Genomic DNA, 25,286 nt, shown 5'->3' with positions numbered 1-25,286 from the left:
AAAGTGGTGAATATGCGGGGCGGTTCCTGTAGCCGCTGACGCAGCCTCGCGGGCTCGGCAGCGGCTACGCATGTTCGGAGTATTCGACTTCCAACGCGTCGAGCTGATGATCGAAGCTTTTCAGGCGGGCGGTCCAGGTGTAGACCAGCACTTCGAAATCGCGGTTGATCACCGCGCCGCCCGGCGTTTCCGAACGCGGGTCGCAGAAGTCCAGTTGATAACGTTCGCGGGCCATGGCGGCGGCGACATCGGACAGTTCGCGGGCATTGTTCAACCAGTGGCGACCGTCGGCGGCCTGTTTATCCAGTAATACGCACTGTTTTTTCAGGGCTTCGAGGCTTTTTTCCAGGGGGGTGCCGGTCAACTCGCCCATGACTTCCTGGAAGGTCCGCCCCGGCTGCCAGTAACTGCCCCAGAAGTAACGGTCGAACACCGTTTCGACCCGGCGCAGGGCGACTTTGGTGTCCCAGATCGCCACCAGGGTCTTGCCCTGCTCCAGCTGTTTTTTCTTGAGTTTCTGGGTCTGGAACGACGTCCAGGCAACGAAGACGATGGCGCTCACCGCAATCAGCGCGCTGGTGCTGTCGAGAAAGATCATTGCCTTGTCGATCTGGTGCGCCAGCATGACACCGTAGAAATAAGTCGCAGAAAGCAGCACCAGTGCAACGATGGCGCACCAGAAGCCGAGAGCATAAGGGTTTTTCATTATTGGAATCCCCATGACCATCACGTGCCTGACCGCTGGCCGAGCACTGGACGCAAGGTGCTCACCCAACTGATCAAAGCATAGCAACGGCCTCAGGGTTTGCCGGGGTTCGAGGCTTGCGTTCGTCCGCTTTCCCAGCCACCGCCCAGGGCCAGGAACAGGTCGATCTGACTCATCGCCACCTGGGTGTCGGCCGCCGCCAGCCGGGCCCGTACGTCGGTATAGGTGTTGAAGGTGGCGACCATGGACGCACGCAAGGCGCTGACTTCTTCGGGCTGCACATTGCGAGTGAGAAAGCACTGGCTGTAGCCGGCCCGCATCAGCGCAACACTGTTGGCGGTGCGCAGGTGCGCATGCCGTAGAACCAGTCGCGCGCGGGAGGAATGCCGGTAAAGAATCCGCTCAAGAAGGCACCGCCGGCGGCTGGACAGCCGACTCGAAGGCGCGGATCACCCGCAATGCGGCCTCAAGGTCCGCTGGTGTGATGCCTTCCAGCACCTCGCGACGCAGGCGCACCAGCTCGGCTTCCACCGATTGCACCAGCTCGCGGCCGGTGCCGGTCAGGCTCAGGCATTTGGCCCGGCGATCGTGGGGATCTTCAGTGCGTATGGCGTAACCGGCGCTGCACAGCTGGTCCAGCAGGCGCACCAGGGACGGGCTTTCCATCCCCGCCGCCTGCGCCACCGTCACCTGGCGCACGCCCTCGCCCAGACGCCCGATCATCAGCAGGGGCACGGCGCAGGCTTCGGAGATCCCATAGTTGACCAGCGTGCTCTGGCAGATCCGCCGCCAATGCCGGGCGGCGACCACCAGGCCACTGCTGATATTCATCTGGAGTGATTCGAGAGAGTCGGGCAAAGGAAAGTTCGCATATTGTTAGCTTGCTAACTATCAATGCTGCATGGGGTTCAGTCAAGTTTTGAAACAATTGAGCGACCGATCGTCGTCATGGGGAAACCGAGGCCGGCTTGGATACTGAAGATGTATATACTTGGTATGTACGTTTCACAGGAACTGTCCCATGCCCAAACACGCCGTTTTCACGATGAAACTCGAAGCCGACTTGCGCGATCAGTTTATGGCCGAGGCCGAGGCGAGCCACCGCCCCGCATCGCAGATCGTCCGGGAAATGATGCGTCAATTCGTGCAGGAACAACGGGAAGCCCGAGAGTACGAGGCCTTTCTGCAACGGAAGGTCAACACCGCACGCGCATCCATGACAGCTGGGGAAGGCATGGCCAACGATGATCTGGAAGCCACCTTCGCAGCCCGCAGGGCACAGGTAGCGCCCCGGCAATGAAGGTAATCTGGACGCCGCAAGCCGCACAGGATCGTGCAGACATATGGGATTACCTGCATGATCTGAATCCGCAGGCGGCGCTGGACATGGACATACGCTTCAGCCAATCGGCTATGCAACTGGTGCAACATCCTCAAACCGGGCGCCCCGGATTGATCGCTGGCACCCGCGAACTAATCCCTCATCAAAGCTACCGCCTGGTCTACCAACTCCATCAGGATGCGGTGTGGATCCTGGCACTGGTGCACACCTCGCGCCAGTGGCCTCCGACCGGAGCCTGAGACCTCAAACTCCCCGCCCCTTCCTCAACAACACATCCAGCTGATCCACCACTTCCGCCCAGTCGGCGTCGTCGAGGATCTCGTTGCGTAGGAAATCCGCCTGGCTGGGGGTCCAGAAGAAGGCATCCGCCAGGTGCAACTCTGGCTTGAGCGGCGAATGGGTGGCGATGAAACGGTCGATGCCCACGGGGTCGTCGGGCAGGCCGAGCTGCTTGAACAGGGCGGGCAGGCTGTGGGATGGGGATTCCATGGAGACTCCTGACTGGGTTGGCTGTTGAGCGACTGCTGCACAGTTGATCGCGAGCAAGCTCGCTCCTACAGAAAAACGATCCTCTTTGTAGAAGCGAGCCTGCTCGCGAAAGGTTCGTACATACGCCGACCGAGGCTAGTAACTGACCTCGCACACCTCGGCATGAGGCACCATTTTCAGGTACTCGTCCATGCTCAGATGCACCAGGTTGTTGTGGTTCCCGGCTTCCAGGTAGATGTCTTTCTGCCGGGTCAGCAGCGGATCGATCACCACGTCCAGCCCATAGGATTCGCCCAGGGCCGGTACCGCGCCGCGTTCGCAATCGTTAAACAGATACGCCAGGGTGCTTTCCCGGGTGATCTGCCATTCGTTGCTGCCGCGCACCTTGCTCAGATCCAGGTGACGGCTGGCCGGCAGCACGGCCATCAGGTAGTGGCCGTGACTATCGTCGAGGATCACCGATTTGGCCACGCGCTCGGCGGGAACTCCCGCCACCCGAGCGGTCTCCAGGCTGCTCGACGAATGTGGATGAGCCACCACGTCAAAATCGCAATGCGCCTGTTCCAGGCTGCGTTGCACGGTTTTTGCCATACGCATGATGCACCTCGGTGTCCTGGACGGCTTTGCAGGACTATGGGTTAACGACTGTCACTCCCTTCACAAAGTCTAGGCCGCGCCGCCCTCGCCCACTGACGAACTTCCGAACGGCACGCAAGGGTCAGGCTGCTCAGAATTCGCTCAATCCCACGCTCTACTAGACTCAAGGGCAAAGCCAGCGAACGGCTGGCAACCGAGGCACATGACTCTCCAGGAGGGTCGGATGAACGGGCGTGGGTGGCGGGCAACATTGAAAGGGCTGCTGCTGGGTGTGCTGATCGGCCTGCCGAGCGGGCACGCCCAGGCCGCCGTGAAGCCAGTGGTGGTGCTCACCGTCAGCGATGTGATCAGCCCCGCCAGCGCCGACTACGTGGTGCGCGGCCTGGACAAGGCCGCCGACGAAAACGCCCAACTGGTGGTGCTGGGCATCGACACCCCGGGCGGCCTCGACACCTCGATGCGCTCGATCATCAAGGCGATCCTCGCCAGCCCGGTGCCGGTGGCCAGTTACGTCGCCCCCGGTGGCGCCCGCGCCGCCAGCGCCGGCACCTACATCCTGTATGCCAGCCATATCGCCGCCATGGCCCCGGGCACCAACCTTGGCGCCGCCACCCCGGTGCGGGTCGGCATGCCGGGGCAACCCGACCCGGGCGCCAACCCGCCCGCCGCGCCACGCTCGGACAAAAACCCGGAACCGGAACCCGACACCCTCAGCCACAAGCAGATCAACGACGCCGCGGCCTATATCCGTGGCCTGGCGCAATTGCGCGGGCGCAACGTCGAATGGGCGGAACAGGCCGTGCGCGAGGCCGTCAGCCTGCCGGCCCAGGAAGCACTGAAGCTGAAGGTGGTCGACTATGTCGCGGATGACCTGAACGGCCTGCTCAGGCAACTCGACGGCAAGCTCCTCATCGCCGCCGGCCAGGCGGTGCAGCTGCATACCCTGGGGGCGGCGGTGATCCATCACGACCCGGACTGGCGCACGCAGCTGCTGTCGGTCATCACCCACCCCAGCGTGGCGCTGATCCTGATGATGATCGGCATCTACGGGCTGTTCTTCGAGTTCGTCAACCCGGGCACCGCGGTGCCCGGCGTGCTCGGCGGCATCTGCCTGCTGCTCGGTCTGTATGCCTTGCAACTGCTGCCGGTGAACTACGCCGGCGTGGCCCTGATCCTGCTGGGCATCGCCTTCATGGTCGCCGAAGCCTTTCTACCGACCTTCGGCGTCATCGGCTTCGGCGGCATCGTCTCCTTTGTGGTCGGCGCGGTGATCCTGATGGACACCGATGTCCCGGGCTATGGCATTCCCCTGCCGCTCATCATCGGCCTGGCGGTGATCAGTGCCCTGCTCCTGGCGACGTTGACGAGCATGGCGGTGCGCGCGCGACAGCGCCAGCAGGTGGCTGGCGACGCTGGGTTGGTGGGCAGCATAACGGCGATCACCGCGGTGCAAGCGGGCAACCCTTACAACGGCTGGGTGCTGTTGCAGGGCGAACACTGGCAGGTCCTGAGCGCGACACCCCTGCAAACCGGGCAGTGGGTACGGGTGGTAGCGCGCAAGGGGCTGCTTCTGGAAGTGACGACGGCCGAGGCCGCGCCGCGAGGAGGATGAAATGGGTCTGGAATTGGGTTTTGGCGCGCTGCTGGCGCTGCTGTTGGCGCTGGCGGTCTCGACGTTTCGCATCCTGCGCGAATACGAGCGCGGGGTGGTGTTCCAGCTTGGGCGCTTCTGGCGGGTCAAGGGGCCGGGGCTGGTCCTGCTGATTCCGGTCGTCCAGCAGATGGTCCGCGTCGACCTGCGCACCGTGGTGCTCGACGTGCCGCCCCAGGATGTGATCACCCGCGACAACGTCTCGGTCAAGGTCAACGCCGTGCTGTACTTCCGCGTGCTGGACTCGCAGAAGGCAATCATCCAGGTCGAGGATTTCCTCATGGCCACCAGCCAACTGGCCCAGACCACCCTGCGCGCGGTGCTGGGCAAGCACGAGCTGGACGAGCTGCTGGCCGAGCGCGAACGCCTGAACGCCGATATCCAGCAGGTGCTCGACGCCCAGACCGACGCCTGGGGCATCAAGGTGGCGAATGTCGAGATCAAGCACGTCGACCTCAACGAATCGATGATCCGCGCCATCGCCAAACAAGCCGAAGCCGAGCGGGAACGCCGGGCCAAGGTGATCCACGCCGAGGGGGAATTGCAGGCCTCGGAAAAGCTCATGCAAGCCGCCGAAATGCTCGGCCGCCAGCCCGGCGCCATGCAACTGCGCTACATGCAGACCCTGGGCGCGATTGCCGGCGATAAAAGCTCGACCATTGTTTTCCCGCTGCCCATCGAGTTTCTCAAGGGCATGGCGGAGTTGTCGCCGAAAAGTGCAGGGCCCGGGCACACCCTATAGAGCTGCGCCAACACCGGCCCTGCGCCCGCGTCGACATCGGCCCAGACACCTGGCCACGCGAGGGTAGCCGGTCAAAAAGGCCGCAACGGCAAGCGGCCTCCGACGACACGCAGGCAAGCGCGCAGGTTCGCGCTATCATCACCGACGCCCGCATTTTCACGTTCATGGCTCTTGGAATTAAGGACAATTCATGCGTATCGGTCTCTTGTCGTCTTTGACACTGGCGCTCGGCGCCCTCCTCTGCAATCAGGCCCAGGCCAGCTCCGACGATTCCTGTTACCCGCACTGGACCCTGCTCAAAAAAAACCTCGAAAGCTGCAGCAGCCTGCCGTTTCTCAACCCGGGCAACGACAGCCGGGTGAACCTGCGCCTGTTGCTGGCCGACAGCGGCGCCTTGCCCCTGGCGCCGAAAGCGCTGGACGCCGACGACCTGGCCGAAGGCTATGGGCCGGTGCCGTTTTCGGTGTCTCGCCTGGACCCCGCGCCCAGCCCCGAAGCGGCGGATGCCAAGGCAGCCAGCACCGACACTGACCTCAACGGCCGCCTGGAAGCCTTGCAGGTGGTGCGCGAAAGCCCGCAAGCGGCCGGCGATGCGCTGCTGTCCGGCGAAGGCAGCCGCTGCCGCAGCAACTCGGACGCCAGCGCCCAGGTGTTCGTCGACCAACTGATCGCCGCCGACCTGCCGGCCAGCGAGCGCCAGGCGCTGGCGCAAAGCCGGGTCAAGCTGCTCGCTGCCTGCAGCTGGGACGGCCCGCAACTGGCCAGCTTGCTGCCGACCAATCTGCAGACACCGCTGGGCAAGGGTTTCGCCACTTATCTACAGGCCGCCGGCGACTTCTACAGCGGTCGCTTCAGCGAGGCCAGCGCGGCCTTCGCCAGCCTCAAGGACAGCCCGAATGCCTGGCTGAAAGAAACCGCGCTGTACATGAACGCCCGCACGGCCCTCAACAGCGCCCAGCAAAACGCCTTCGACGAATACGGCATGCCCGCGCTCGAGCATGTGGATAAGTCCATGCTGCACCAGGCCGAAGCCGGCTTCGACAGCTACCTGCAAACTTATCCACAGGGCGCCTACGCCGCCTCGGCCAGGGGCTTGCTGCGTCGGGTGCACTGGCTGGACAGCAATCCGGACAAGCTGGCCGCCGACTACGCCTGGCAGATGACCCAGGCCAAGGACGAGCAGCGCAACCTGTCGCTGAACGATCTGGTGGAAGAAGTCGACACCAAGCTGCTGATGGTCAACCGCAACCCGGTCAGCACCCCGCTGTTGCTGGCAGTCAACGACCTGATGTGGATGCGCGAGCAAACCGAAGGCCGACTGACCCGCGAGGCCTTGCAGCAACAGAAGGCGGTCTTCGCCGCACAACCGGCGCTGCACGACTACCTGCTGGCGGCCTTCGCCCTGTATGTGGACAACAACCCGGACGCCGCGCTGCAACGCCTGCCCAGCGAGCTGCCCGCCAACCTCGACTACCTCGCCTTCAGCCAGCAGACCCTGCGCGGCCTGGCCCTGGAAGCGCAGAACGACGGCCCGGGCGCCCAGGCCCTGTGGCTGCAACTGCTGCCCCTGGCCAGGCAACCGCTGCAACGGGAACAGCTGGAGCTGGCCCTGGCCATGAACTACGAACGCAACCAGCAACTGGCCAAGGTGTTCGCCGCCGACTCGCCGATCAAAAGCCCGCAGGTGCGTTTCACCCTGCTGCGCAACGTGGCCGATGCCGCGTTGCTGCGCCAGCAGATCAGCCAGGCCGCCGACCCGGTGGAACGCAATACCGCGCAGTTCGTGCTGCTCTACAAGGACCTGCTGCGCAGCCAGTACGCGGCCTTCGCCAGCGACCTCAAGCAACTGCCGGCCAGCGTCCCTGAAGACAAGCTCGGCTACAGCCTGGGTTACGTCTACAGCGACGGCCAGTCGCTCAAGCTGTTCCAGTGGCGCGGCGACAAGGCCGAGTCCGGCTACGCCTGCCCGAGCATCGTGGAAACCGCGGCGGCACTGGAGAAGGATGCAAAAAGCCCGCAAGGCCTGAACTGCTTCGGTGAGTTCATCCTGCGCAACGGCCTGGACGGCATGCCGCTGGACAGCCAGCCCGACAAACAGTCCCTGGGCGGTACGGAATCGGCCTTCAAGGGCGAGCTCTTCTCCCGCCTCGACGGCTACAAACAGGTGATCGCCAACACCAAGGCGCCGCGCGACGACCGCGCCTACGCCCTGTACCGCGCCATCAACTGCTACGCGCCCTCGGGCTACAACAGCTGTGGCGGCAAGGACGTCGAACCGGCGGTGCGCAAGGCCTGGTTCCGCCAGCTCAAAGGCACCTTCGCCGACACCCAGTGGGGCAAGTCGCTGCAGTATTACTGGTAAGCATGAGCGGTTTCTGGAAATGCCTGCTGCCGGCCTGGCTGTTGCTGGCCGGCAGTACCCAGGCGGCGGTCGACGCCCGCGACCACCAGGCCTTCTGGCTGTGGAGCGGCGTCGCCCCGCAGCCGGTGCTGAACCAGGCCAGGACCCTGTACATCCTGCAAGGACAGATCAGCCGCTCGCGTCGCGACCCGAGCGGCAAGGTGCATTTCATCGCCCAGGGCATGGCCATTCCACGGCTGCGCCAGGGCGAGGTCTGGGTGGTCTACCGCGCCCACACCCTGCACTGGCCGGAGCCGGTCTACCGCCAACTGCTGGGCCAGGTGCAACGCTGGCAGCAGGCCGGCAACCCGGTGGTCGGCATCCAGATCGATTTCGACGCCCGCACCCGCTACCTCGACGAATACACCAGCTTCCTGCGCGACCTGCGCCAGCGCCTGCCCGCGCAGTACCGCCTGAGCATCACCGGCCTGATGGACTGGAGCAGCAACGCCAACCCCGAGGCCATCGCCGGGCTCAAGGGCGTCGTCGATGAAGTGGTGGTGCAGACCTACCAGGGCCGCCACAGCATTCCCAACTACGCCGCCTACCTGCCCCGCCTCGACCGCATGGGCCTGCCATTCAAGGTGGGCCTGATCCAGGGCGGCGAATGGCAGGAACCGGACTACCTGAAAGACAGCCCGTGGTTCAGGGGGTATGTGGTGTTCTTGCAGAATCCATCGCAGGGCAGCAGCCAGCGCAATACGCCCTAACAGATCCGTGCCCGCCGCGCCCTTGACGCTCTGGGTCCGCACAGGCAAAACAGCTGGCACAGGTTCGGAACCTGTTGCAAGTCGATACCTTAAGTCGGAGGACGGTTGACGAAGTCGACCACTCGAACTTAGGATCGACCCCACAACTCAGCCCCGTACGCAGCGATTAAGTTCGCTGGCCGTTGGGGTGAAAAAACCGGCCCAGGCCGGTTTTTTCGTTTCCAGGGATTGGAATTGTGCGCACCGCCTTCTTCGTTGACGGCTACAACCTGTTCTACGGGTTGTTGGCCGGTACGCCGTACAAGTGGCTGGATCTGCCGCAGTTGCTCGCGCATATCGCCCACGTCGAGAACCCGGCCAGCGAGCTGGTTTCGGTGGACTACTTCACCTCCTCGGTAAAACCCGAACTCGCCACCCGTGGCCGGCTTTCCAAGGAGGCCCAGGACACCTATGTGCGCGCCCTGAAGGCCGCCAATGTCACCGTGCATTTCGGGCGACACCAGCTCGAACCCGCCAGGGCGCCACGCTTCATCGACAAAAAGACCGGCGCTTCGCGGCAGGACAAGGTCGATATCTGGAAACTCGAAGAAAAAGAAACCGACGTGCATATTGCGATCAGCATGTATCGCCTGGCAGCCAGGCAGGCCTGCGCCACGAACAGCGCGCCCATAGAACAACTGGTGCTGGTCTCTGGCGATACCGACATGACCCCGGCGCTGAAAGCCATACGCGCGGATTTCCCACAGCTGACCCTGGGCGTGATCCTGCCTCACCGACCTGAATTCAAACGTCCCGCGCCGGGCTCGTTGAAAGCCTGTGCGCACTGGATGCGGCGGGTCGTCACGGTCGATGAGTTACAGCGGCACCAGTTCCCGGAGCGTGTACCGACGCACAAGGCGCCGGCCATCAAGCCAGGGTACTGGTGAGGCGGCTCAAGGCTGTGCAGCCGCCAACGGATACACCGACTCCCAGCCGCCGCCCAGGGCCTTGTACAGGCCGACCATGGCCAGGGCAACGCCGGTCGAGCTTTCCACCAGTTGTTCCTGGGTAGCCAGCAGGGCGCCCTGGACGGTGAGGACGTTGACGAAGTCCACCACGCCTTCGACGTATTGCTGTTGCGCGGTGCGCAGGGCGATCTGGTTCTGCCGTACCGCTTCGGCGAGGCTGTCGCGGCGCAGCTGGCTGCTGTTGTAGCGGGTCAGCTGGTCGTCGATTTCATGCCAGGCGCGCAGCACGGTCTGTTGGTAGGCGACAGCCGCTTCCTGCTGCTGGGCTTCGCGCAGATGCAGCATGCCGCGCAGGCGGCCGCCATCGAACAGCGGCAGGCTGAACTGCGGGCCGATGCCGAACTGGCGCGAGCCCCAGGAGCCGAAGTCCGACAGCTGCATGGCCTGGGAGCCGACGTTGCCCGACAGGGTGATGCGCGGATAAAAGTCGCCCTTGGCCACGCCGGTGCTGGCGGTGGCGGCATGCAGGCGGGCTTCGGCCTGGCGGATGTCCGGGCGGCGTTCGGCCAGTTGCGACGGCAGGCCGATGGCGACCTGGCTCGGGGTTTGCGGCACCGGCCCGTCCGCCGCCAGTTCGGCGTGCAGGGCCTGGGGCGGCTCGCCCATCAGCAGGCTCAGGGCGTTGATCAACTGCGCCTGGCGCTGCTGCAAGGCCGGCAGCTGCGACTCGATGGTCGCCACCTGCGCGGCGGCTTCGGCCACGTCCAGGTCGGTGGCCACGCCGTCGGCCAGGCGCAGTTGCGAGAGTTTGAGGCTGTGGCGGGCGACGTCGAGGTTCTGCTCAGTCACCGCGCGGGTGCTCTGCACGCCGCGCAGCTGGATGTAGTCCTGGGCGGTCTCGGCCAGCACCGACAACAGCACCCCGCGCCGATCGTTTTCCGCGACTTCCAGGGTCGCGTCGGCGGCCTCGGTTTCGCGCCGCACGCGGCCCCAGAAGTCCAACTCCCAGGACGCCGAGAAGCCGGCGTCCCACAGGTTGAAGGCGGACTTGCCTGCATGACCCGAGGGGTCGTTCAGGCCTTCGCCGCTGTTGCGTTTGCGCGCGTAGCCGCCGCTGGCGCTGCTGGTCGGATAACGCTCGGCGGTGATCACCTGGCGCGCCGCGCGGCTCTGTTGCAGGCGGCTGGTGGCCAGTTGCAGATCGAGGTTGTCGGTCAGCACGCGCCGGCTCAGGGCCGACAGCTGCGGATCCTTGAAGACATCCCACCAGCGTTCGTCCAGGGGGCTGCTCACCACCTGGCTCGGCGCGACCTTTTGCGGGCTGGCCCAGGCCTCGAGCCGCGGCCCTTCGGGGCGCTGGAAATCCGGGCCGACAGTGCAGGCGGCCAGGGACAACAGGCTCAGGGCGAATACCGGCTGGAGCAGACGACTCATCGCTTCGCCACCTCACGCACGGAGCTGGCCTTGCCCTGGGTATCGACGCTCGCTTCCACCGACATCCCGACCCGCAGGCGCTCGGCCATGGGCTGGCCGGGTTCCAGCAGGATCTTCACCGGAATCCGCTGTACCACCTTGGTGAAGTTGCCGGTGGCGTTGTCCGGCTTGACCGCGGCGAAGGTCACCCCGGTGGCCGGCGCCAGGCTCTCGACCCGGCCGCGCAGGGTTTCGCCGTCCAGGCTGTCGACCCGCACTGCGACCGGCTGCCCGGGGTGCATGCGGGCCAGCTGGGTTTCCTGGAAGTTGGCCACCACATAGGCCTGTTCCAGCGGCACCACGGCGAGGATCTTGCTGCCCGGTGTGACATAGGCGCCGACCCGCACCGCGCGCTCGCCGACCATGCCGTCCACCGGCGCGACGATGCGCGTGTAGGACAGCTCGTAGCTGGCCATTTCCAAGGCCGCCTGGGCGCGCTTCAGCCCGCCCTCGGCGGCATCGCGCTGGGCGGTGAGGATCTCCACTTGCTTGCGTTCCGCCGCCAGCGCCGCGGTGGTGGTGGCCAGCCGCGCGCTGGCCTGGTCGATGCGGGTCCTGGCCTGCTGGGCATTCTGCACCGTACCGGCGCCAACCCCGGCCAGGTGGCTGTAGCGGTTCAGTTCATGTTCGGCGAAGGCCATTTCCGCCCGTGCGGCCACCACCGAGGCCTGGGCCTGGGCGATCACCGAGCTTTGCCGGTCGAGGGTGGCGCGGGCGTTCTGCAACTGCGCCTTGGCCACCAGGGTTTCGGCGTCCGCCGCCTGGGCCGCGGCGCGCAGGTCGCGATCGTCGATCAGCGCCAGCAACTGGCCGGCCTTGACCCGCTGGTTGTCCTCCACCAGCACTTCCTTGATGAAACCCGCCACGCGCGGGGCCACCAGGGTGTAGTCGGCGCTCACGAAGGCGTCGTTGGTGGTCTGCTCGGTGGCCTTGCCGGTGACCAGATACACCAGCACGCCCAGGACCGCGACCGCCGCCACGCTGACGGCGATTTTGTGTTTGCTGTGGATCGTCATAAAAACCTTCTGTCTCAGTGAACGTTCAAGTCGGCGCGCGTGGCGGATAGATCCGCGTCGGCAGCCAGAAAATCAGCAGGATCAGCGCCGCCGCCACGCCAGCCATTACGTAGTAGAGGTCGGCGGAGGTCAGCACCACGGCCTGGCGGTGCAGGCGCTGGGCGAGGTTGCTGGCGTCGATGGCGCTCAGCGGCGAGTTGCCGAGGCTGTCCACCAGCATGGTCGAGTGAAAGTGCAGGCGGTGGGTGGTCAGGGCATCCAGCACGCCGGTGGCGATCACCGCCGCCAGGCCCTTCACGGTGTTGAACCAGGCGGAAGCGAACGGCCCCTCGATCGGCTGGATACTGCCGGTGGAGAGCATCAGCAACGGCAGCACCGCCATCGGCTGGCCGAAAATCTGCAGCAGTTGCAGCACGTAGAAATCGTCGCGGATCCACGCCGAGGTCAGTTGCCTGCCGCCCAGGCACGACAGCACCAGCATCGTCAGGCCGATGCCCAGCACCCAGCGGCAATCGACCCAGCGCAGGTTGCACAGGGCCGCCACCAGCGGCAGCGCGATCAGTTGCGGCAAGGCCATCACCAGCATCACCGGGGCGGTCTGCAACGGCCGGTAGCCCTGGACCTGGGCCAGGAAACCGGACGGAATGATGATCACCGCGGTCAGCACCACCAGCACCCCGGCCAGGGTCAGCAGGGCGAACGACAGGTTGCGGATGCCGAGCATCTGCAACTTGAAGAACGGGATCGGCTGCGACCATTCGTTGATCAGGAACAGCACCAGCAACAACCCACCCCCGCCCAGCAGCAGGCAGATCAGCGGCGAGCCGAACCAGTCCAGGCGGTTGCCCTGCAGGATGCCGATCACCAGCATGCAGATCGCTGGAAACCCCAGCAGCAGGCCACGCCAGTTGAACGCCTTGAGGCGCTCCAGGCGCAGCGGGTCCTGGGGCAGGCCGTAGGCCACCGCGAGCATCGCCAACAAGCAGGGCGCCACCACCTGCCAGAACGCCCATTGCCAGCCGACGTATTCGGTCCACAGGGCGGCCAGCGGCGTGCCCAGGCTCGGGCCGAAGGTGGCGGTCAGGGCATAGCCGGCCAGGCCGTAGAGCTTGACGTTGGCCGGCAGGAACCGCAGGGCCACGGTCATCAGCATCGGCGGCAACGCACCACCGGCCAGGCCCTGCAGGGTGCGCAGCAGCAACAGGCTCTGGTAGTTCGGGGCGAACGGACAGAGCACGCCCAGCACGGTGAACAGGGCGATGGCGCAGAGGGTGAAGCGGCGCAACGAAAAGGTCACCGAACACCAGGGCGCGAAGGCCATGGCCGCCACCGAGGTGGCGGTGTAACTGGCGACCAGCCAGGTGCCTTCGTCGTAGCCGATGGCCAGGGCGCCACGGATATCGGCCAGGGCGATCTTGGTCACCATCTCGTTGAGGCCCGACACCAGGACCGCCAGCAATACGCCGAGCAAGCCGATGATGATTCGCGGGCCGAAGACCGCGGGGCTGACAGCTGCCGGTTGGCTGGCCGCTTCAACGGGCGCCGGCACAGCCACGGCGAGGGAACTCATGAAGGGAACGACTCCGATGGAAATACCGAAGCAGTTTAAAAAGCCCGACGGTTGACGAAAACTGACTTATCGACAGTTTATAAGTGCACCACACGCAACGGTTGGATGACATGTAGCCGCTGCCGAACCCGCGAGGCTGCGATCGGTGGCGCAGCCGTCGCAAAACCAGGCGGGCTGATCCAACAGGCCAAATTGCGGGCAAGTCGGATCGCCGCTCGCTACAGAAGATGACGTCAGGGCTGGGCGGCGCGCCAGGTTTCGTTGCAGGAGGCGCGCAGGGTCTCGCGGAACCATTTGTGCGCCGGGTCCTTGTCGTAGCGCGGGTGCCAGGCCTGGGTCAGCACCAGGGTCGGCAGCGGAATCGGCAAGGCGAAGGAACGCAGGTGCAGGCCCAGGCGCGACACGCTGAGCAGGGTTTCCTTGGGCACCGGCAGGATCAGGTCGGAATCCGGCAGCATGAACATCGCGGCATGGAAGCTCGGCGCGATCAGCGGCACCCGGCGCTCCAGGCCCAGGTCGCCGAGCGCCACATCGATCGGCCCGCGGGCGATGCCGCGCCGGGACATGCTGATGTGCGGGAAGGTGGCAAAACGCTCGGCGGTGATCTCCTCGTCGAGCAACGGGTGATGCTCGCGCACCAGGCCGATGAAGGTGGTGGAGAACAGGTTCTGCACCTTCACTTCCGGGGTCAGCGGCCGGGTGTTGCTGATACGCAGGTCGATCCGCCCTTCGCGCAGGGCCTCGTCGTCGCCATCGCCTTCGGGGACGAAACGCAGTTCGCAATGGGGCGCCTGGCGTTCCAGGGTGTCGATCAGGCGGCCGCCATAGACGCCGACGAAGAAGTCGTTGGCGCGCACGTTGAAGCGCCGGCGCAGGGTGCTGAGGTCGACCTGGTCGCCGGAGCGGAACACCAGCGCCGCCTGCTCCACCAGGTCGCGTACCTGGCCGCGCAACTCCAGGGCCTTGGGCGTGGGTACCAGGCCACGGCCGGCGCGCACCAGGATCGGGTCGCCCAGCGCCTCGCGGATCCGCGTGAGGGTCCGGCTCATGGCCGCCGGGCTGAGGTTCATGCGCCGTGCCGCGCCGACTACGCTGCCCTCGTCGAGCAGGGCGTCGAGGGCGACCAGAAGGTTCATGTCCGGGAGTTGCATGCTGAGCACTCGTGGCTGATCGGGGATGAGTCAGGCGCAATGCTAGCAGGGTCATTTCAGTCAGGGACACCACTCTCTGTAGCCGCTGCCGCAGGCTGCGATCGAGGACGAAGTCCTCGCCAGATCGGCGCATGCGGTGTGCCAGGCAGAATGAGCCGTCAGGTTTTGCGGCCCCTGCGGTGCCGATCGCAGCCTCGCAAGCTCGGCAGCGGCTACGGAATCGTGGGGGGCCGTTCAACCATGGATACCGCTCTGTGTAGCCGCTGCCGCAGGCTGCGATCGAGGACGAAGTCCTCGCCAGACCGGCGCACGCAGTGTGCCAGACAAAATGTGCTGTCAGGTTTTGCGCCGGCTGCGCCGTCGATCGCAGCCTCGCGGGCTCGGCAGCGGCTACGGGATCGTGGAGGGCCGTTCAACCATGGACACCGCTCTGTGTAGCCGCTGCCGCAGGCTGCGATCGAGGACGAAGTCCTCGCCAGACCGGCGCACGCGGTGGGCCAGGCAGAATGAGCCGTCAGGTTTCGCGGCCCCTGCGGGGCCGATCGCAGCCTCGCAAGCTCGGCAGCGGCTACGGGATCGTGGGGGGCCGTTCAACCATGGATACCGCTCTGTGTAGCCGCTGCCGCAGGCTGCGATCGAGGACGAAGTCCTCGCCAGACCTGCGCATGCGGTGTGCCAGGCAGAATGAGCCGTCAGGTTTTGCGGCCCCTGCGGGGCCGATCGCAGCCTCGCGGGCTCGGCAGCGGCTACGGGATCGTGGGGGGCCGTTCAACCATGGATACCGCTCTGTGTAGCCGCTGCCGCAGGCTGCGATCGAGGACGAAGTCCTCGCCAGATCGGCGCATGCGGTGTGCCAGGCAGAATGCGCCGTCAGGTTTTGCGGCCCCTGCGGTGCCGATCGCAGCCTCGCAAGCTCGGCAGCGGCTACGGGATCGTGGGGGGCCGTTCAACCATGGATACCGCTCTGTGTAGCCGCTGCCGCAGGCTGCGATCGAGGACGAAGTCCTCGTCAGACCGGCGCATGCGGTGTGCCAGGCAGAATGCGCCGTCAGGTTTTGCGGCCCCTGCGGGGCCGATCGCAGCCTCGCGGGCTCGGCAGCGGCTACGGGATCGTGGAGGGCCGTTCAACCATGGATACCGCTCTGTGTAGCCGCTGCCGCAGGCTGCGATCGAGGACGAAGTCCTCGCCAGGCCTGCGCATGCGGTGTGCCAGGCAGAATGAGCCGTCAGGTTTTGCGGCCCCTGCGGGGCCGATCGCAGCCTCGCGGGCTCGGCAGCGGCTACGGGATCGTGGGGGCCGTTCAACCATGGACACCGCTCTGTGTAGCCGCTGCCGCAGGCTGCGATCGAGGACGAAGTCCTCGCCAGGCCTGCGCATGCGGTGTGCCAGGCAGAAGGTGCTGTCAGGTTTTGCGGCCCCTGCGGGGCCGGTCGCAGCCTCGCGGGCTCGGCAGCGGCTACAGATTGATCGGTAGCAGGCTCAGCGTTGCATGCCCCAGCGTTTCACGGTGAGCCGCTCCAGGGTGTCGAACACCAGGTTCTCCACCAGCAGGCCGATCAGGATCACCACCGCCAGACCGGCGAAGACCTTGTCGGTGTACAGCTCGTTGCGGTTCTGGAAGATGTACCAGCCCAGGCCGCCCTTGCCGCTGGTGGCGCCGAACACCAGTTCGGCGGCGATCAGGGTGCGCCAGGCGAAGGCCCAGCCGATTTTCAGGCCGGCGAGGATCGACGGCAGCGCCGCCGGGATCAGGATGAACAGCACGAAACGCATGCCCTTGAGCCCGTAGTTGCGCCCGGCCATGCGCAGGGTTTCGGACACCCCGAGAAACCCGGCGTAGGTGTTCAGGGCCAGGGCCCAGAGCACCGAGTGCACCAGCACGAAGATCAGGCTGTTCTCCCCCAGGCCGAACCACAGCAGGGCCAGCGGCAGCAGGGCGATGGCCGGCAACGGGTTGAACATCGAGGTCAGGCTGCTCAGCAGGTCGCGGCCCACCTGAGTCGACACCGCCAGGGTGGTCAGGGCAAAGGCCAGGACGATGCCGATCAGGTAACCCTTGAGCAGCACGACCAGAGAGATACCGACCTTGCCCAGCAACTCACCGCTGAGCAGGCCGTCGTACAGCGCGCTGGCGGTCTGCAAAAAGCCCGGCAGCAGCAGGTCGTTGTTCTGGTAGCGGGCCACGCCCTCCCAAAGCAGCGCCAGCACGATCAGGATCAGGCTCTTGCGCAGCCAGCCTTGCTGCCACAGGCGCTGGCCGAGTGGCAATTCACGCTCCAGCGGCACCGCCAGCAAGGGTTCGAGGGCAACTTCGTATTCCTGGCGGACAGGTGATGAATGGCTCATCGGATGCTCCTAATGCAAGGTCGGCCCACAGGCTCAATAAGCGATACGGATATCGCTGAAATCCAGCTCGCGTTCGGTTTCCGGCGACTGGCCTTCGTCGAACAGCAGCCGGTGGATACGTCGCGCCGTCTGCTGGAACGCCACGCCGCCGAGGCTTTGCAGGTCGTACTGATGGCTGTGGATTTCCGCCCGCACCCGCCCCGGATGGGGCGACAGCAGCAGGATGCGATTGCCCACCACCAGCGCCTCCTCGATGGAGTGGGTGACGAACAGCAGGGTGAAACGCACCTCTTCCCAGAGCAGCAGCAACTCCTCCTGCATCTTGCGTCGGGTCAGGGCGTCGAGGGCGGCGAAGGGTTCGTCCATCAGCAGGATCTTCGGCTGCATCGCCAGGGCCCGGGCGATCGCCACCCGCGCCTTCATGCCGCCGGACAGGGTGTGCGGGTAGGCGTCGGCGAACGCCGCCAGGCCGACCTTCTCCAGGTAGTGCAGCGCGCGCTCCTCGGCCTCGCGGCGGTTGAGGGTGTTCGACGCCAGCAACGGGAACATCACGTTCTGTTTGACGGTTTTCCACGGCGGTAGCTGGTCGAACTCCTGGAACACCACGATCCGGTCCGGCCCCGGCTGGCTGACCCGCTGTCCTTGCAGGCGAATCTGGCCCTCGCAGGGCTGGATGAAGCCGGCGACCGCCTTGAGCAGGGTCGACTTGCCGCAGCCCGAGGGCCCGAGCAGGACGAAGCGGTCGGCGGGATCGATTGCGAAACTGACCTGGTGGGTGGCCCGCACCACGCGCTGCGGGGGGCGGTATTCCAGGCTGACCTGGTCGACCGCCAGCAGCGCCTGCGCCGCCGCGGTCGGGTTGCTGGCCGTGTGGCCTTGCAAGGGGGCGTTCATGGCGGTCAGCTCCCTTGCAGCGGCGTGGTGTCCTGGAAGAAGTAGTCCTTCCACGATTGCGGCTTGTTCTTGATCGCGCCCACGCGGTAGAGGAACTCAGCCAGCGGGTAGGTGTTTTTCGGGGTGACGGTGAACTCGAACTGCGGGTTGTCGATGATTTTCAGCAAGGCCTCGCGGTCGATCTTGGCCTTGGTCACGCGGATGTAGGTATCCGCGGCCGCGCCCTTGTCCTTCTGGGCGAAGTCGGCGGCCTCGGCCAGCGCCTCGACGAAGGCCTTGTAGGTTTTCGGGTTCTCGGTGCGAAATTTCTCGGTGGCGAACAGCACGGTCGGCGAGTTCGGGCCCAGCAGGTCGTAGGTGTTGAGCACCACGTGCACATTCGGGTTGGCCAGCGCCTGGTCCTGGAACGGCGGGTTGGAGAAGTGCCCGGTCAGCTCGGTGCCGCCGGCGATCAGCGCCGCCGTGGCGTCCGGGTGCGGAACGGCGATGGTGTACTTGTCCAGGCGATTGAATTCCTTGTCGCCCCATTGCTTGGCCGCCGCGTACTGCAGGAAGCGCGACTGCACGGAAACCCCCACCGCCGGCACCGCGATACGGTCCTTCTCGGTGAAGTCGGCGATGGTCTTGACCTTGGGATTGTTGCTCACCAGGTAGTAAGGGAAGTTGCCCAGCGACGCCACCGCCTTGACGTTCTGCTTGCCGTGGGTGCGGTCCCAGATGGTCAGCAGCGGGCCGACGCCGGCCCCGGCGATGTCGATGGAGCCGGAGAGCAAGGCGTCGTTGACCGCCGCGCCGCCGGACAGCTGGGTCCAGTCGACCTTGATGTCGATGCCCTCTTGCTTGCCGTGCTTCTCGATCAGGTTCTGGTCGCGCACCACGTTGAGCAGCAGATAGACGATGCCGAACTGTTCGGCGATGCGGATCTCGCCTTCGGCATGGGCCGCCGTCGGCGCGACCAGGCTAGCGGCCAGCAGGCTGAAGCCCAGGCCGATGGCGGCCGCCAGCTTGCCCAGGCGCGGGAGGCGTTGAGTGGGTTGGGACATGGTGTTTCTCCTGCCGTGGGTGGCCGATCAGTAAGGGGCGTCGCCCTGGATGGTGGTGCGGTACAGCTTGCGGCGCAGGTGGCTGGGGCAGCCGGCGGCCAGGTGGATCAGCGAGCGGTTGTCCCAGAACACCAGGTCATGGGGCTGCCATTGGTGGCGGTAGATGTTTTCCGGCAGCACGCTGTGGGCGTAGAGCTCGGCGAGCAGCTGGCGGCTCTCGTCTTCCGGCAGGCCGACGATGCGGGTGGTGAAGCCTTCGCTGACGAACAGCGCCTTGCGGCCGTTTTCCGGGTGAGTACGAACGACCGGGTGCACCACCTCCTGGACCTGGGCCAGTTGCTCCGGGGTCAGGGTCGGGCGCCAGTTGCCCTCGAACCTGGCCTCGCTGTAGCGCGCGGTATAGGAATGCGCGGCGCAGCGGCCCGCGACCGCCTTGCGCAGCGCTTCGGGCAGGCTGTCCCAGGCTTTGTGCATGTCGGCGAACAGCGTGTCGCCGCCCTCGGACGGCAGCTCCTGGGCATGCAGCATCGAGCCCAGGCTCGGCAGTTCCTTGTAGGAGAGATCGGAGTGCCAGAACTTGCCGGCGTCCCCCAGGCCGATGGACTGGCCGTTCTCGATGATGTTGGAAACGATGAGGATTTCCGGGTGCCCGGCCAGCAGGAACTGCTTGAGCACATGGATCTGCAGCACGCCGAAACGGCGGCTGAAGGCGATCTGTTGTTCGGGGGTGATGCGCTGGTCGCGGAACACCACGACGTGATGATCCAGGTGCGCGCGGTGAATACGCGCGAAATCCTGAGCGTTGACCGGCTTGGCCAGGTCCAGGCCGACGATCTCGGCACCGACGGCGCCGCTGAACGGGCGGATAGTAAAAGCTTGTGCGGCGATGGGCGCGGCACTTGGGGACAGTACGGACATAAATCACTCCCACGCAGAGCACGCCCGGTGGCGCGCGCGTCGATCAGAAACTCACGGAGGTCCCGTGTGGGTTCATTTCGTGCGGCGCGCCGATTGGTCGGCAGGTACGCAGGGAGTCGACTTTATAGATATAAGAATTTAATTTTAAATACCGTTAGCGAATAACGATATGGCGATTAAGCGGAGGAACCGAACGTCCGACGCGATCTCCTTTGTAGCCGCTGCCGCCAGGCTGCGATAAGGCCCGAAGGGCCTTCAGCGATGTTGAAATCGTCACGTCCCTTCGGGACGATCGCAGCCTGCGGCAGCGGCTACAAAGAACTCAACGCTCGTGCAGCGCCTCGGCGCGGGCGCGGATGATCGGCTTGAGCAGGTAGCTGAGCACGCTTTTCTTGCCGGTGATGATGTCCACCGAGGCGACCATGCCGGGGATGATCAGCAACGGCTTCTCATCGGTGCCCAGGTGGCTGCGGTCGGTGCGCAGCTTGATCACGTAGTAGGTGGTCTTCTTGTCTTCGTCGGTGATGGTGTCGGCGCCGATCTGTTCCAGCTTGGCCTTCAGGCCGCCGTAGATGGTGTAGTCATAGGCGGTGAACTTGACCACGGCTTCCTGCCCCGGGTGCAGGAAGGCGATGTCCTGCGGGCGGATCTTCGCCTCCACCAGCAGGGTGTCGTCCAGTGGCACGATCTCCACCATGTCGCTGCCTGGCTGGATCACGCCGCCGATGGTGTTGACCATCAGTTGCTTGACGATCCCACGCACCGGCGAGGTGACCAGGGTCCGGCTGACCCGGTCTTCCAGGGCCTTGCCGGTGGCGCTGGCCTTGTTCAGTTCGGTGCGCGCCTCGTTGAGCTGGGTCAGGGCTTCGCTACGGAATTTGCCACGGGTTTCGTCGATCTTGCGCTGGACTTCCTTGATCGCCGATTCGGCGCGGGGGATCGCCAGCGTGGTGGCGTCCAGTTGCCCGCGGGTCTCGACTTCGGCGCGCTTGAGCCGCAGCACTTCCACCGGCGACACCGCGCCCTGGGCCACCAGCGGCTCGGACATGGCGATTTCCTGGCGTTGCAGGCCCAGTTGCTGGCGGTACTGCGCCTGCTTGGAGGTGAATTCGCGCAGCTCCTGCTGCTTCTGGATCAGTTGTTCCTGCAGACCGCCGACTTCATCGTGCAGCTGCTGGCGGCGGCTTTCGTACAGGGATTTCTCGCTGGCGGCCTGGCCAGGCGCGGCCTCCAAGGCATCGGCGGGGAAACTCAGCGGACGGTCGTCGATCTCCGCGCTCAGGCGCTCGACCCGCAGCAGCATCGACAACCGGTCGGCCTCGGTCTCGCCGACGTTGGACTTGAAGCGCGTGTCGTCCAGGCGGATCAGCGGCGCGCCGGCCTCGACGATCTGCCCTTCCTTGACGAACAGTTCGGAGACGATACCGCCTTCCAGGTTCTGGATTTTCTGCACCTTGGACGACGGGATCGCCTTGCCCTCGCCCTTGGTCACTTCGTCGATCACCGCGAAGTTGGCCCACAGCAGCAGGAACAGGAAGAAACCGATGATGCCCCAGATGGTCAGGCGGATAACCCGCGGCGCATCCTCGATCAGCGCCTTGTTGACCTCGGGCAGGGGTTGGTCATGCAGCGATTCGGTGCCTTTGAAGTAGCGCAGGATCGAATCTTTCAAGTCGGACTTAAGCAACACTGATCTGCCCCTTCTTCAACGCTTCCATCACGACCGCTTTCGGTCCATCGGCGAGGATCTGCCCGCGGTCGATCACCAGCAGGCGATCCACCAGCGACAGCAGCGAGGCACGGTGGGTGACCAGCACCACGGTCTTGGCTTCCACCACGGCTTGCAGGCGTTGCTTCAAGCGTTCTTCACCGGTGTTGTCCATGGCGCTGGTGGGTTCGTCGAGCAGCAGGATGGGTGGGTTGAGCAGCAGGGCCCGGGCCAGGGCGACGTTCTGCCGCTGGCCGCCGGAGAGGTTCTGCCCACGCTCGCCGACCTGCAGCTCATAGCCCTGCGGATGCAGGCGGGCGAACTCGTGGACGCCGGCCAGTTCGGCGGCCTGCAGCACCAGTTCGTCTTCGACGTAACGGGCGCCGGAAGTCAGGTTGTCGCGCAGGGTGCCGGCCAGCAGCTGGATGTCCTGGGCCACGTAACCGATGTTGTGGCGCAATTCGCTGACGTCGATCTGCCGGATGTCCACGCCGTCCACCAGCAAGGCGCCGGAGTCCGGGGTATACAGGCCCACCAGCAGCTTGGCCAGGGAGCTCTTGCCCGAGCCACTGCGGCCGATGATGCCGATCTTCTCGCCCGGCTTGACCACCAGGTTGATGTTCTTCAGCGCCGGGTTCTGCTGCCCCGGGTAGGTGAAATTCAGCTGCCGGCACTCGATGGCGCCCTGCAGCACATTGCGGCTCAAGGGGCGCTCGTCGAAGTTGCGCTCCTGGGGCAACTCCATCATCTGGTCGACCGAGGTCATGGTCACCCGCGCCTGCTGGTAGCGGGTCAGCAGGCCGGACAACGAAGCCAGCGGGCTGAGGGCGCGGCCGCTGAGCATGTAACAGGCGATCAGCCCACCCATGCTGAGGTTGCCGTCGATGATCTGGTACACGCCGAAGACGATCATGATCACCCCGGCCAGTTGCTGGATCAGCAGGGTGATGTTCATCGCCAGGCTGGAGAGCATCTTCACCCGCAGCTCGAGGCGGCCCAGGGTGCCGATGGTCTGCTCCCACTGGTACTGGCGTTCGCTTTCGGCGTTGTTGACCTTCACCGCATCCAGCCCGGCCAGGGTCTCGATCAGGCTCGACTGGCGCTCGGCGCCCAGGGCCATGGTTTTTTCCATGGTGGCGATCAGCGGTTTCTGCAAGGCATAGCCGATGCCCAGGGCGATCGGGAAGGCCAGCACCGGAATCCACACCAGGTGCCCGCCAAGAATGGCGATCACCAGGAAGATCAGCAGGGTGAACGGCAGGTCGATCAGGCTGGTGAGGGTCAGCGAGGCGAGGAAGTCGCGCAGGCTCTGGAACTCGTGGATGTTCTGGGCAAAGCTGCCGACCCGCGCCGGCCGGTACTTCATGGCCATGCCGACGATGCGCTCGAACAGCGTGGCCGAGATGATCAGGTCGGTCTTCTTGCCGGCCAGGTCCAGGCACAGGCTGCGCAGGCTCTTGAGGATCAGGTCGAACAGGTAGGCGCCGGTGATGCCGATGGCCAGCACCCACAGGGTGGCGGCGGCCTGGTTCGGGACCACGCGGTCGTAGACGTTCATCACGAACAGCGGCGCGGCCATGGCGATGACGTTGATCAGCAGACTGGCGGCGATGGCGTCGGCGTACAGCCAGCGCGAACGCTTCAAGGTGTCGCGGAACCAGGAGCGTGCGCGGGGAATCAGCGAGCCATGGTTGACGTCGAATTTGTGTTGCGGCTGGGCGAAGAACACTTGCCCGCTGTAATCGTCGGCCAGCATCTGGCGACTGACGCTGACCTCGCCGCCATCGCTCTCACTGAGCAGCAGGCGGGCCCGGTCTTCGCCCTGCCAGCCGAGCAGGACGGCGCTGCGGCCGTCCTTGAGCAACAGCATGGCTGGCATGGCGATGGCAGGAATCTGCTCCAGCTTGCGCCGCAGCAAGCGCCCCTGCAGGCCGGCGCGAGCGGCGGCGCGCGGCAGCAGCTCGGCGCTCAGGCGCTGGGACGGCAACGGCAGGCCGGTGGTCAACATCGCCGCGCTGGCCGGCTTCTGGTGCAGGGAGCACAGGGTCAGCAGGGCATCCAGCAGCGGGTCGTCATGCATGCCGCGTGGATCATGGCTAAGTTGCACTCGACTGACTTCTGATTCCACGCTCGGCACTCTTTACTGTTGGATGAAATGTACTCAATTCATCCCAGGCAGTTGGACCTTGGGCTTCACATCGTTCTGCACGACGGAAGCCATGGGGGCGACCACTCCCTGGCTCTTGAGCAATTCGCCCATGGTCGCCTTGATTCGATATTGAGTAAATAACTGAATGTTCTTGATTTCCGCCAAACGGCGCGAGGCGGTGAACAGTTCATTCTCGCTATCGAGCAAGTCGAGCAAAGTGCGCTCGCCCAAACTGAATTGCTTCTGATACGCCTCACGCACGCTGGCGCTGCGATCGACATATTGCTGGGCGATCGGCACTTGCGCATTGGCGTTGTTCAAGGCGTTCCACGCCAAGCCTAGCTCCTCATTCAGAACTCGCAGGGCGTTGTTACGAATATCCAGCGCCTGGTTGGACTGATAGGCCTTGGATTCCAGGTCAGCCTTGTTGCTGCCGCCGGCGAACAGGTTGAAGCGCATGCGCAGCATGGCCTGCCATTCGTTGTTGTGGCCGTCGATGCCGTCCAGGTTGTTGTCGGCGGTACGCCCAAGCTCGGCATCGAAGCGCGGGTAGAAGGTCGACTTGGCGGCTTCGTACTGCTTCTCGGCGGCGACGATGTCGGACTCGGCCGAACGCAGGATCGGGCTGTTTTCCAGCATCTGGCGCCGGGCTTCGTCGAGGGTGGCCGGCAGCAGGGCCATGAAGCCGACCGGGCGCTCCAGCTGGTCCGGCATCTGGCCGACGGCGCTGAGGTAGTTGGTCTGGGCATCGGCCAGGTTGGTCTGTTCGGTGATCAGGTTGTTGCGCGCCTGGGCCATGCGCGCTTCCGCCTGGTCGAGGTCGGCGCGGCTGCCGACGCCGCGCTGGGTGCGCAGCTGGATCTGATCGTAGATGCGCTCGTGATTGCGCATGTTGTCTTCGGCCAGGCGCACGAACTCACGACGGGTCAGCACATCCAGGTACACCTGGGCCACGGTCAGCGCGGTGCGCTCGGAAGTGCCCAGCAACGAGTACGCCCGGGAATTGACGGTGGCTTGTTGACGCCCTACCTCACTGGAGGTGGCAAAACCGTCAAAAACCATTTGCTGGAGACGTAAACTTGACTCGCTGCGGTTCAGCGTTTCCCAGTGATTGCTCGATCCTGCACGGGTGGTCGGGCTGTCAGTGCCCTCACGGCCGTAGCCGCCCAGCAAATCGACCCGCGGCAAATAGCCGCCCTTGGCCGCTTTGAGCTGGTAATCGGCCGCCAGGCGGCTATTCACCGCGGCCTGGATTTCCGGGTGCACATCCAGGGCTTTCTGCATGGCTTCAGGCAGGGTTTGTGCTTGGACAAAACTGGCGGCGAGTACGAAGGGTAAGGCTTTGAACAACTGCGGACGCATAGAGGGGGTTCCCAGGACTTCTTGTCCCAAATCACAGCAAAACGAGGTGCTGCATCGGATGATGGCAACC

General features: G+C 65.1%; 23 protein-coding genes. 7 read left to right on the top strand and 16 right to left on the bottom strand.

Annotation, left to right across the window (positions count from 1 at the left end):
* Positions 1-64: 64 nt before the first annotated feature.
* From IF690_RS01915 to IF690_RS01905, 3 genes are all read right to left on the bottom strand, one after another.
* Positions 65-706, bottom strand: a complete 642-nt coding sequence (locus tag IF690_RS01915; protein WP_202698625.1) for an NADH:ubiquinone oxidoreductase subunit N — start codon at positions 704-706, stop codon at positions 65-67.
* Between the two features lie 92 nt (positions 707-798).
* The gene (locus IF690_RS01910) at positions 799-1,026 is read right to left on the bottom strand and encodes a hypothetical protein (protein ID WP_202701778.1); all 228 of its coding nucleotides are present in this window, start codon (positions 1,024-1,026) and stop codon (positions 799-801) included.
* 82 nt (positions 1,027-1,108) lie between these two features.
* On the bottom strand, positions 1,109-1,537 hold the full coding sequence (locus IF690_RS01905; RefSeq protein ID WP_202698624.1) for a MarR family winged helix-turn-helix transcriptional regulator: 429 nt from the start codon (positions 1,535-1,537) through the stop codon (positions 1,109-1,111).
* Positions 1,538-1,727: 190 nt separating this feature from the next.
* Between IF690_RS01905 and IF690_RS01900 the strand changes: the two genes are divergently transcribed.
* Both IF690_RS01900 and IF690_RS01895 read left to right on the top strand, forming a co-directional pair.
* On the top strand, positions 1,728-2,006 hold the full coding sequence (locus IF690_RS01900; RefSeq protein ID WP_202698623.1) for an antitoxin of toxin-antitoxin stability system: 279 nt from the start codon (positions 1,728-1,730) through the stop codon (positions 2,004-2,006).
* Positions 2,003-2,287 (top strand): type II toxin-antitoxin system RelE/ParE family toxin, encoded by a 285-nt coding sequence (locus IF690_RS01895; RefSeq protein WP_202698622.1) that lies wholly within the window; start codon positions 2,003-2,005, stop codon positions 2,285-2,287. The genes IF690_RS01900 and IF690_RS01895 overlap by 4 nt, the downstream gene beginning before the upstream one ends.
* A gap of 4 nt (positions 2,288-2,291) precedes the next feature.
* On the opposite strand, the gene IF690_RS01890 is transcribed toward IF690_RS01895, so the two are convergent.
* On the bottom strand, positions 2,292-2,537 hold the full coding sequence (locus IF690_RS01890; protein ID WP_202698621.1) for a DUF2789 domain-containing protein: 246 nt from the start codon (positions 2,535-2,537) through the stop codon (positions 2,292-2,294).
* A 135-nt stretch (positions 2,538-2,672) separates the two neighbouring features.
* The gene (locus IF690_RS01885; protein ID WP_202698620.1) at positions 2,673-3,134 is read right to left on the bottom strand and encodes an aminoacyl-tRNA deacylase; all 462 of its coding nucleotides are present in this window, start codon (positions 3,132-3,134) and stop codon (positions 2,673-2,675) included.
* Positions 3,135-3,357: 223 nt separating this feature from the next.
* Here IF690_RS01885 and IF690_RS01880 point away from each other — a divergent pair, with 223 nt between their 5' ends.
* From IF690_RS01880 to IF690_RS01860, 5 genes are all read left to right on the top strand, one after another.
* Positions 3,358-4,746 (top strand): NfeD family protein, encoded by a 1,389-nt coding sequence (locus IF690_RS01880; protein ID WP_202698619.1) that lies wholly within the window; start codon positions 3,358-3,360, stop codon positions 4,744-4,746.
* Between the two features lies 1 nt (position 4,747).
* Positions 4,748-5,527 carry a slipin family protein gene (locus tag IF690_RS01875; RefSeq protein ID WP_202698618.1) on the top strand — a complete coding sequence of 260 codons (780 nt, stop codon included), beginning with the start codon at positions 4,748-4,750 and terminating at the stop codon, positions 5,525-5,527.
* A 190-nt stretch (positions 5,528-5,717) separates the two neighbouring features.
* Positions 5,718-7,889, top strand: coding sequence for a PA5441 family protein (locus IF690_RS01870; protein ID WP_202698617.1), 2,172 nt, complete (start codon positions 5,718-5,720; stop codon positions 7,887-7,889).
* A gap of 2 nt (positions 7,890-7,891) precedes the next feature.
* Complete coding sequence (locus IF690_RS01865) at positions 7,892-8,638, top strand: DUF3142 domain-containing protein (protein ID WP_202698616.1); 747 nt, start codon at positions 7,892-7,894, stop codon at positions 8,636-8,638.
* Between the two features lie 236 nt (positions 8,639-8,874).
* Positions 8,875-9,564 (top strand): NYN domain-containing protein, encoded by a 690-nt coding sequence (locus IF690_RS01860; protein WP_202698615.1) that lies wholly within the window; start codon positions 8,875-8,877, stop codon positions 9,562-9,564.
* A 6-nt stretch (positions 9,565-9,570) separates the two neighbouring features.
* Here IF690_RS01860 and IF690_RS01855 read toward each other — a convergent pair whose 3' ends face one another.
* The 11 genes from IF690_RS01855 to IF690_RS01805 all read right to left on the bottom strand — a co-directional run bounded on the left by IF690_RS01855 (position 9,571) and on the right by IF690_RS01805 (position 25,216).
* A complete protein-coding gene (locus tag IF690_RS01855; RefSeq protein ID WP_202698614.1) occupies positions 9,571-11,019 on the bottom strand; it encodes an efflux transporter outer membrane subunit in 1,449 nt (482 codons plus the stop codon).
* Entirely contained in the window at positions 11,016-12,074 is a 1,059-nt protein-coding gene (locus IF690_RS01850) for an HlyD family secretion protein (protein WP_202698613.1), read from the bottom strand. The genes IF690_RS01855 and IF690_RS01850 overlap by 4 nt, the downstream gene beginning before the upstream one ends.
* A gap of 25 nt (positions 12,075-12,099) precedes the next feature.
* Positions 12,100-13,644, bottom strand: a complete 1,545-nt coding sequence (locus IF690_RS01845) for an MFS transporter (RefSeq protein WP_202698612.1) — start codon at positions 13,642-13,644, stop codon at positions 12,100-12,102.
* 233 nt (positions 13,645-13,877) lie between these two features.
* A complete protein-coding gene (locus IF690_RS01840) occupies positions 13,878-14,795 on the bottom strand; it encodes a LysR family transcriptional regulator (protein WP_202698611.1) in 918 nt (305 codons plus the stop codon).
* A gap of 1,480 nt (positions 14,796-16,275) precedes the next feature.
* Positions 16,276-17,142, bottom strand: a complete 867-nt coding sequence (locus IF690_RS01835) for an ABC transporter permease (RefSeq protein ID WP_202698610.1) — start codon at positions 17,140-17,142, stop codon at positions 16,276-16,278.
* A 33-nt stretch (positions 17,143-17,175) separates the two neighbouring features.
* The gene (locus IF690_RS01830; RefSeq protein ID WP_202698609.1) at positions 17,176-18,036 is read right to left on the bottom strand and encodes an ABC transporter ATP-binding protein; all 861 of its coding nucleotides are present in this window, start codon (positions 18,034-18,036) and stop codon (positions 17,176-17,178) included.
* A 5-nt stretch (positions 18,037-18,041) separates the two neighbouring features.
* Positions 18,042-19,079, bottom strand: a complete 1,038-nt coding sequence (locus IF690_RS01825; protein ID WP_202698608.1) for an ABC transporter substrate-binding protein — start codon at positions 19,077-19,079, stop codon at positions 18,042-18,044.
* 27 nt (positions 19,080-19,106) lie between these two features.
* The gene (locus IF690_RS01820; protein WP_202698607.1) at positions 19,107-19,997 is read right to left on the bottom strand and encodes a TauD/TfdA dioxygenase family protein; all 891 of its coding nucleotides are present in this window, start codon (positions 19,995-19,997) and stop codon (positions 19,107-19,109) included.
* Between the two features lie 322 nt (positions 19,998-20,319).
* On the bottom strand, positions 20,320-21,687 hold the full coding sequence (locus IF690_RS01815) for an HlyD family type I secretion periplasmic adaptor subunit (RefSeq protein WP_202698606.1): 1,368 nt from the start codon (positions 21,685-21,687) through the stop codon (positions 20,320-20,322).
* The gene (locus IF690_RS01810; RefSeq protein ID WP_025808572.1) at positions 21,677-23,833 is read right to left on the bottom strand and encodes a type I secretion system permease/ATPase; all 2,157 of its coding nucleotides are present in this window, start codon (positions 23,831-23,833) and stop codon (positions 21,677-21,679) included. The genes IF690_RS01815 and IF690_RS01810 overlap by 11 nt, the downstream gene beginning before the upstream one ends.
* Positions 23,834-23,866: 33 nt before the next feature.
* Positions 23,867-25,216, bottom strand: a complete 1,350-nt coding sequence (locus tag IF690_RS01805; RefSeq protein WP_202698605.1) for a TolC family outer membrane protein — start codon at positions 25,214-25,216, stop codon at positions 23,867-23,869.
* Positions 25,217-25,286 lie beyond the last annotated feature (70 nt).

Source organism: Pseudomonas sp. SK3(2021) (assembly GCF_016772375.1).
GTDB lineage: Bacteria > Pseudomonadota > Gammaproteobacteria > Pseudomonadales > Pseudomonadaceae > Aquipseudomonas > Aquipseudomonas chlororaphis_I.
The sequence above is the reverse complement of the archived record's forward strand: the minus strand, read 5'-3'. Positions and strand labels throughout refer to the sequence as shown.

Excerpts from the sequence above, each read along its gene's own strand:
- IF690_RS01870 (WP_202698617.1), top strand. The coding sequence starts at position 5,718 with ATGCGTATCGGTCTCTTGTCGTCTTTGACACTGGCGCTCGGCGCCCTC.
- IF690_RS01885 (WP_202698620.1), bottom strand. The coding sequence starts at position 3,134 with ATGCGTATGGCAAAAACCGTGCAACGCAGCCTGGAACAGGCGCATTGC.
- IF690_RS01835 (WP_202698610.1), bottom strand. The coding sequence starts at position 17,142 with ATGAGCCATTCATCACCTGTCCGCCAGGAATACGAAGTTGCCCTCGAA.
- IF690_RS01890 (WP_202698621.1), bottom strand. The coding sequence starts at position 2,537 with ATGGAATCCCCATCCCACAGCCTGCCCGCCCTGTTCAAGCAGCTCGGC.
- IF690_RS01865 (WP_202698616.1), top strand. The coding sequence starts at position 7,892 with ATGAGCGGTTTCTGGAAATGCCTGCTGCCGGCCTGGCTGTTGCTGGCC.
- IF690_RS01915 (WP_202698625.1), bottom strand. The coding sequence starts at position 706 with ATGAAAAACCCTTATGCTCTCGGCTTCTGGTGCGCCATCGTTGCACTG.
- IF690_RS01850 (WP_202698613.1), bottom strand. The coding sequence starts at position 12,074 with ATGACGATCCACAGCAAACACAAAATCGCCGTCAGCGTGGCGGCGGTC.
- IF690_RS01905 (WP_202698624.1), bottom strand. The coding sequence starts at position 1,537 with ATGAATATCAGCAGTGGCCTGGTGGTCGCCGCCCGGCATTGGCGGCGG.
- IF690_RS01805 (WP_202698605.1), bottom strand. The coding sequence starts at position 25,216 with ATGCGTCCGCAGTTGTTCAAAGCCTTACCCTTCGTACTCGCCGCCAGT.
- IF690_RS01840 (WP_202698611.1), bottom strand. The coding sequence starts at position 14,795 with ATGCAACTCCCGGACATGAACCTTCTGGTCGCCCTCGACGCCCTGCTC.
- IF690_RS01875 (WP_202698618.1), top strand. The coding sequence starts at position 4,748 with ATGGGTCTGGAATTGGGTTTTGGCGCGCTGCTGGCGCTGCTGTTGGCG.
- IF690_RS01855 (WP_202698614.1), bottom strand. The coding sequence starts at position 11,019 with ATGAGTCGTCTGCTCCAGCCGGTATTCGCCCTGAGCCTGTTGTCCCTG.
- IF690_RS01825 (WP_202698608.1), bottom strand. The coding sequence starts at position 19,079 with ATGTCCCAACCCACTCAACGCCTCCCGCGCCTGGGCAAGCTGGCGGCC.
- IF690_RS01845 (WP_202698612.1), bottom strand. The coding sequence starts at position 13,644 with ATGAGTTCCCTCGCCGTGGCTGTGCCGGCGCCCGTTGAAGCGGCCAGC.
- IF690_RS01820 (WP_202698607.1), bottom strand. The coding sequence starts at position 19,997 with ATGTCCGTACTGTCCCCAAGTGCCGCGCCCATCGCCGCACAAGCTTTT.
- IF690_RS01910 (WP_202701778.1), bottom strand. The coding sequence starts at position 1,026 with ATGCGGGCCGGCTACAGCCAGTGCTTTCTCACTCGCAATGTGCAGCCC.
- IF690_RS01880 (WP_202698619.1), top strand. The coding sequence starts at position 3,358 with ATGAACGGGCGTGGGTGGCGGGCAACATTGAAAGGGCTGCTGCTGGGT.
- IF690_RS01895 (WP_202698622.1), top strand. The coding sequence starts at position 2,003 with ATGAAGGTAATCTGGACGCCGCAAGCCGCACAGGATCGTGCAGACATA.
- IF690_RS01900 (WP_202698623.1), top strand. The coding sequence starts at position 1,728 with ATGCCCAAACACGCCGTTTTCACGATGAAACTCGAAGCCGACTTGCGC.
- IF690_RS01830 (WP_202698609.1), bottom strand. The coding sequence starts at position 18,036 with ATGAACGCCCCCTTGCAAGGCCACACGGCCAGCAACCCGACCGCGGCG.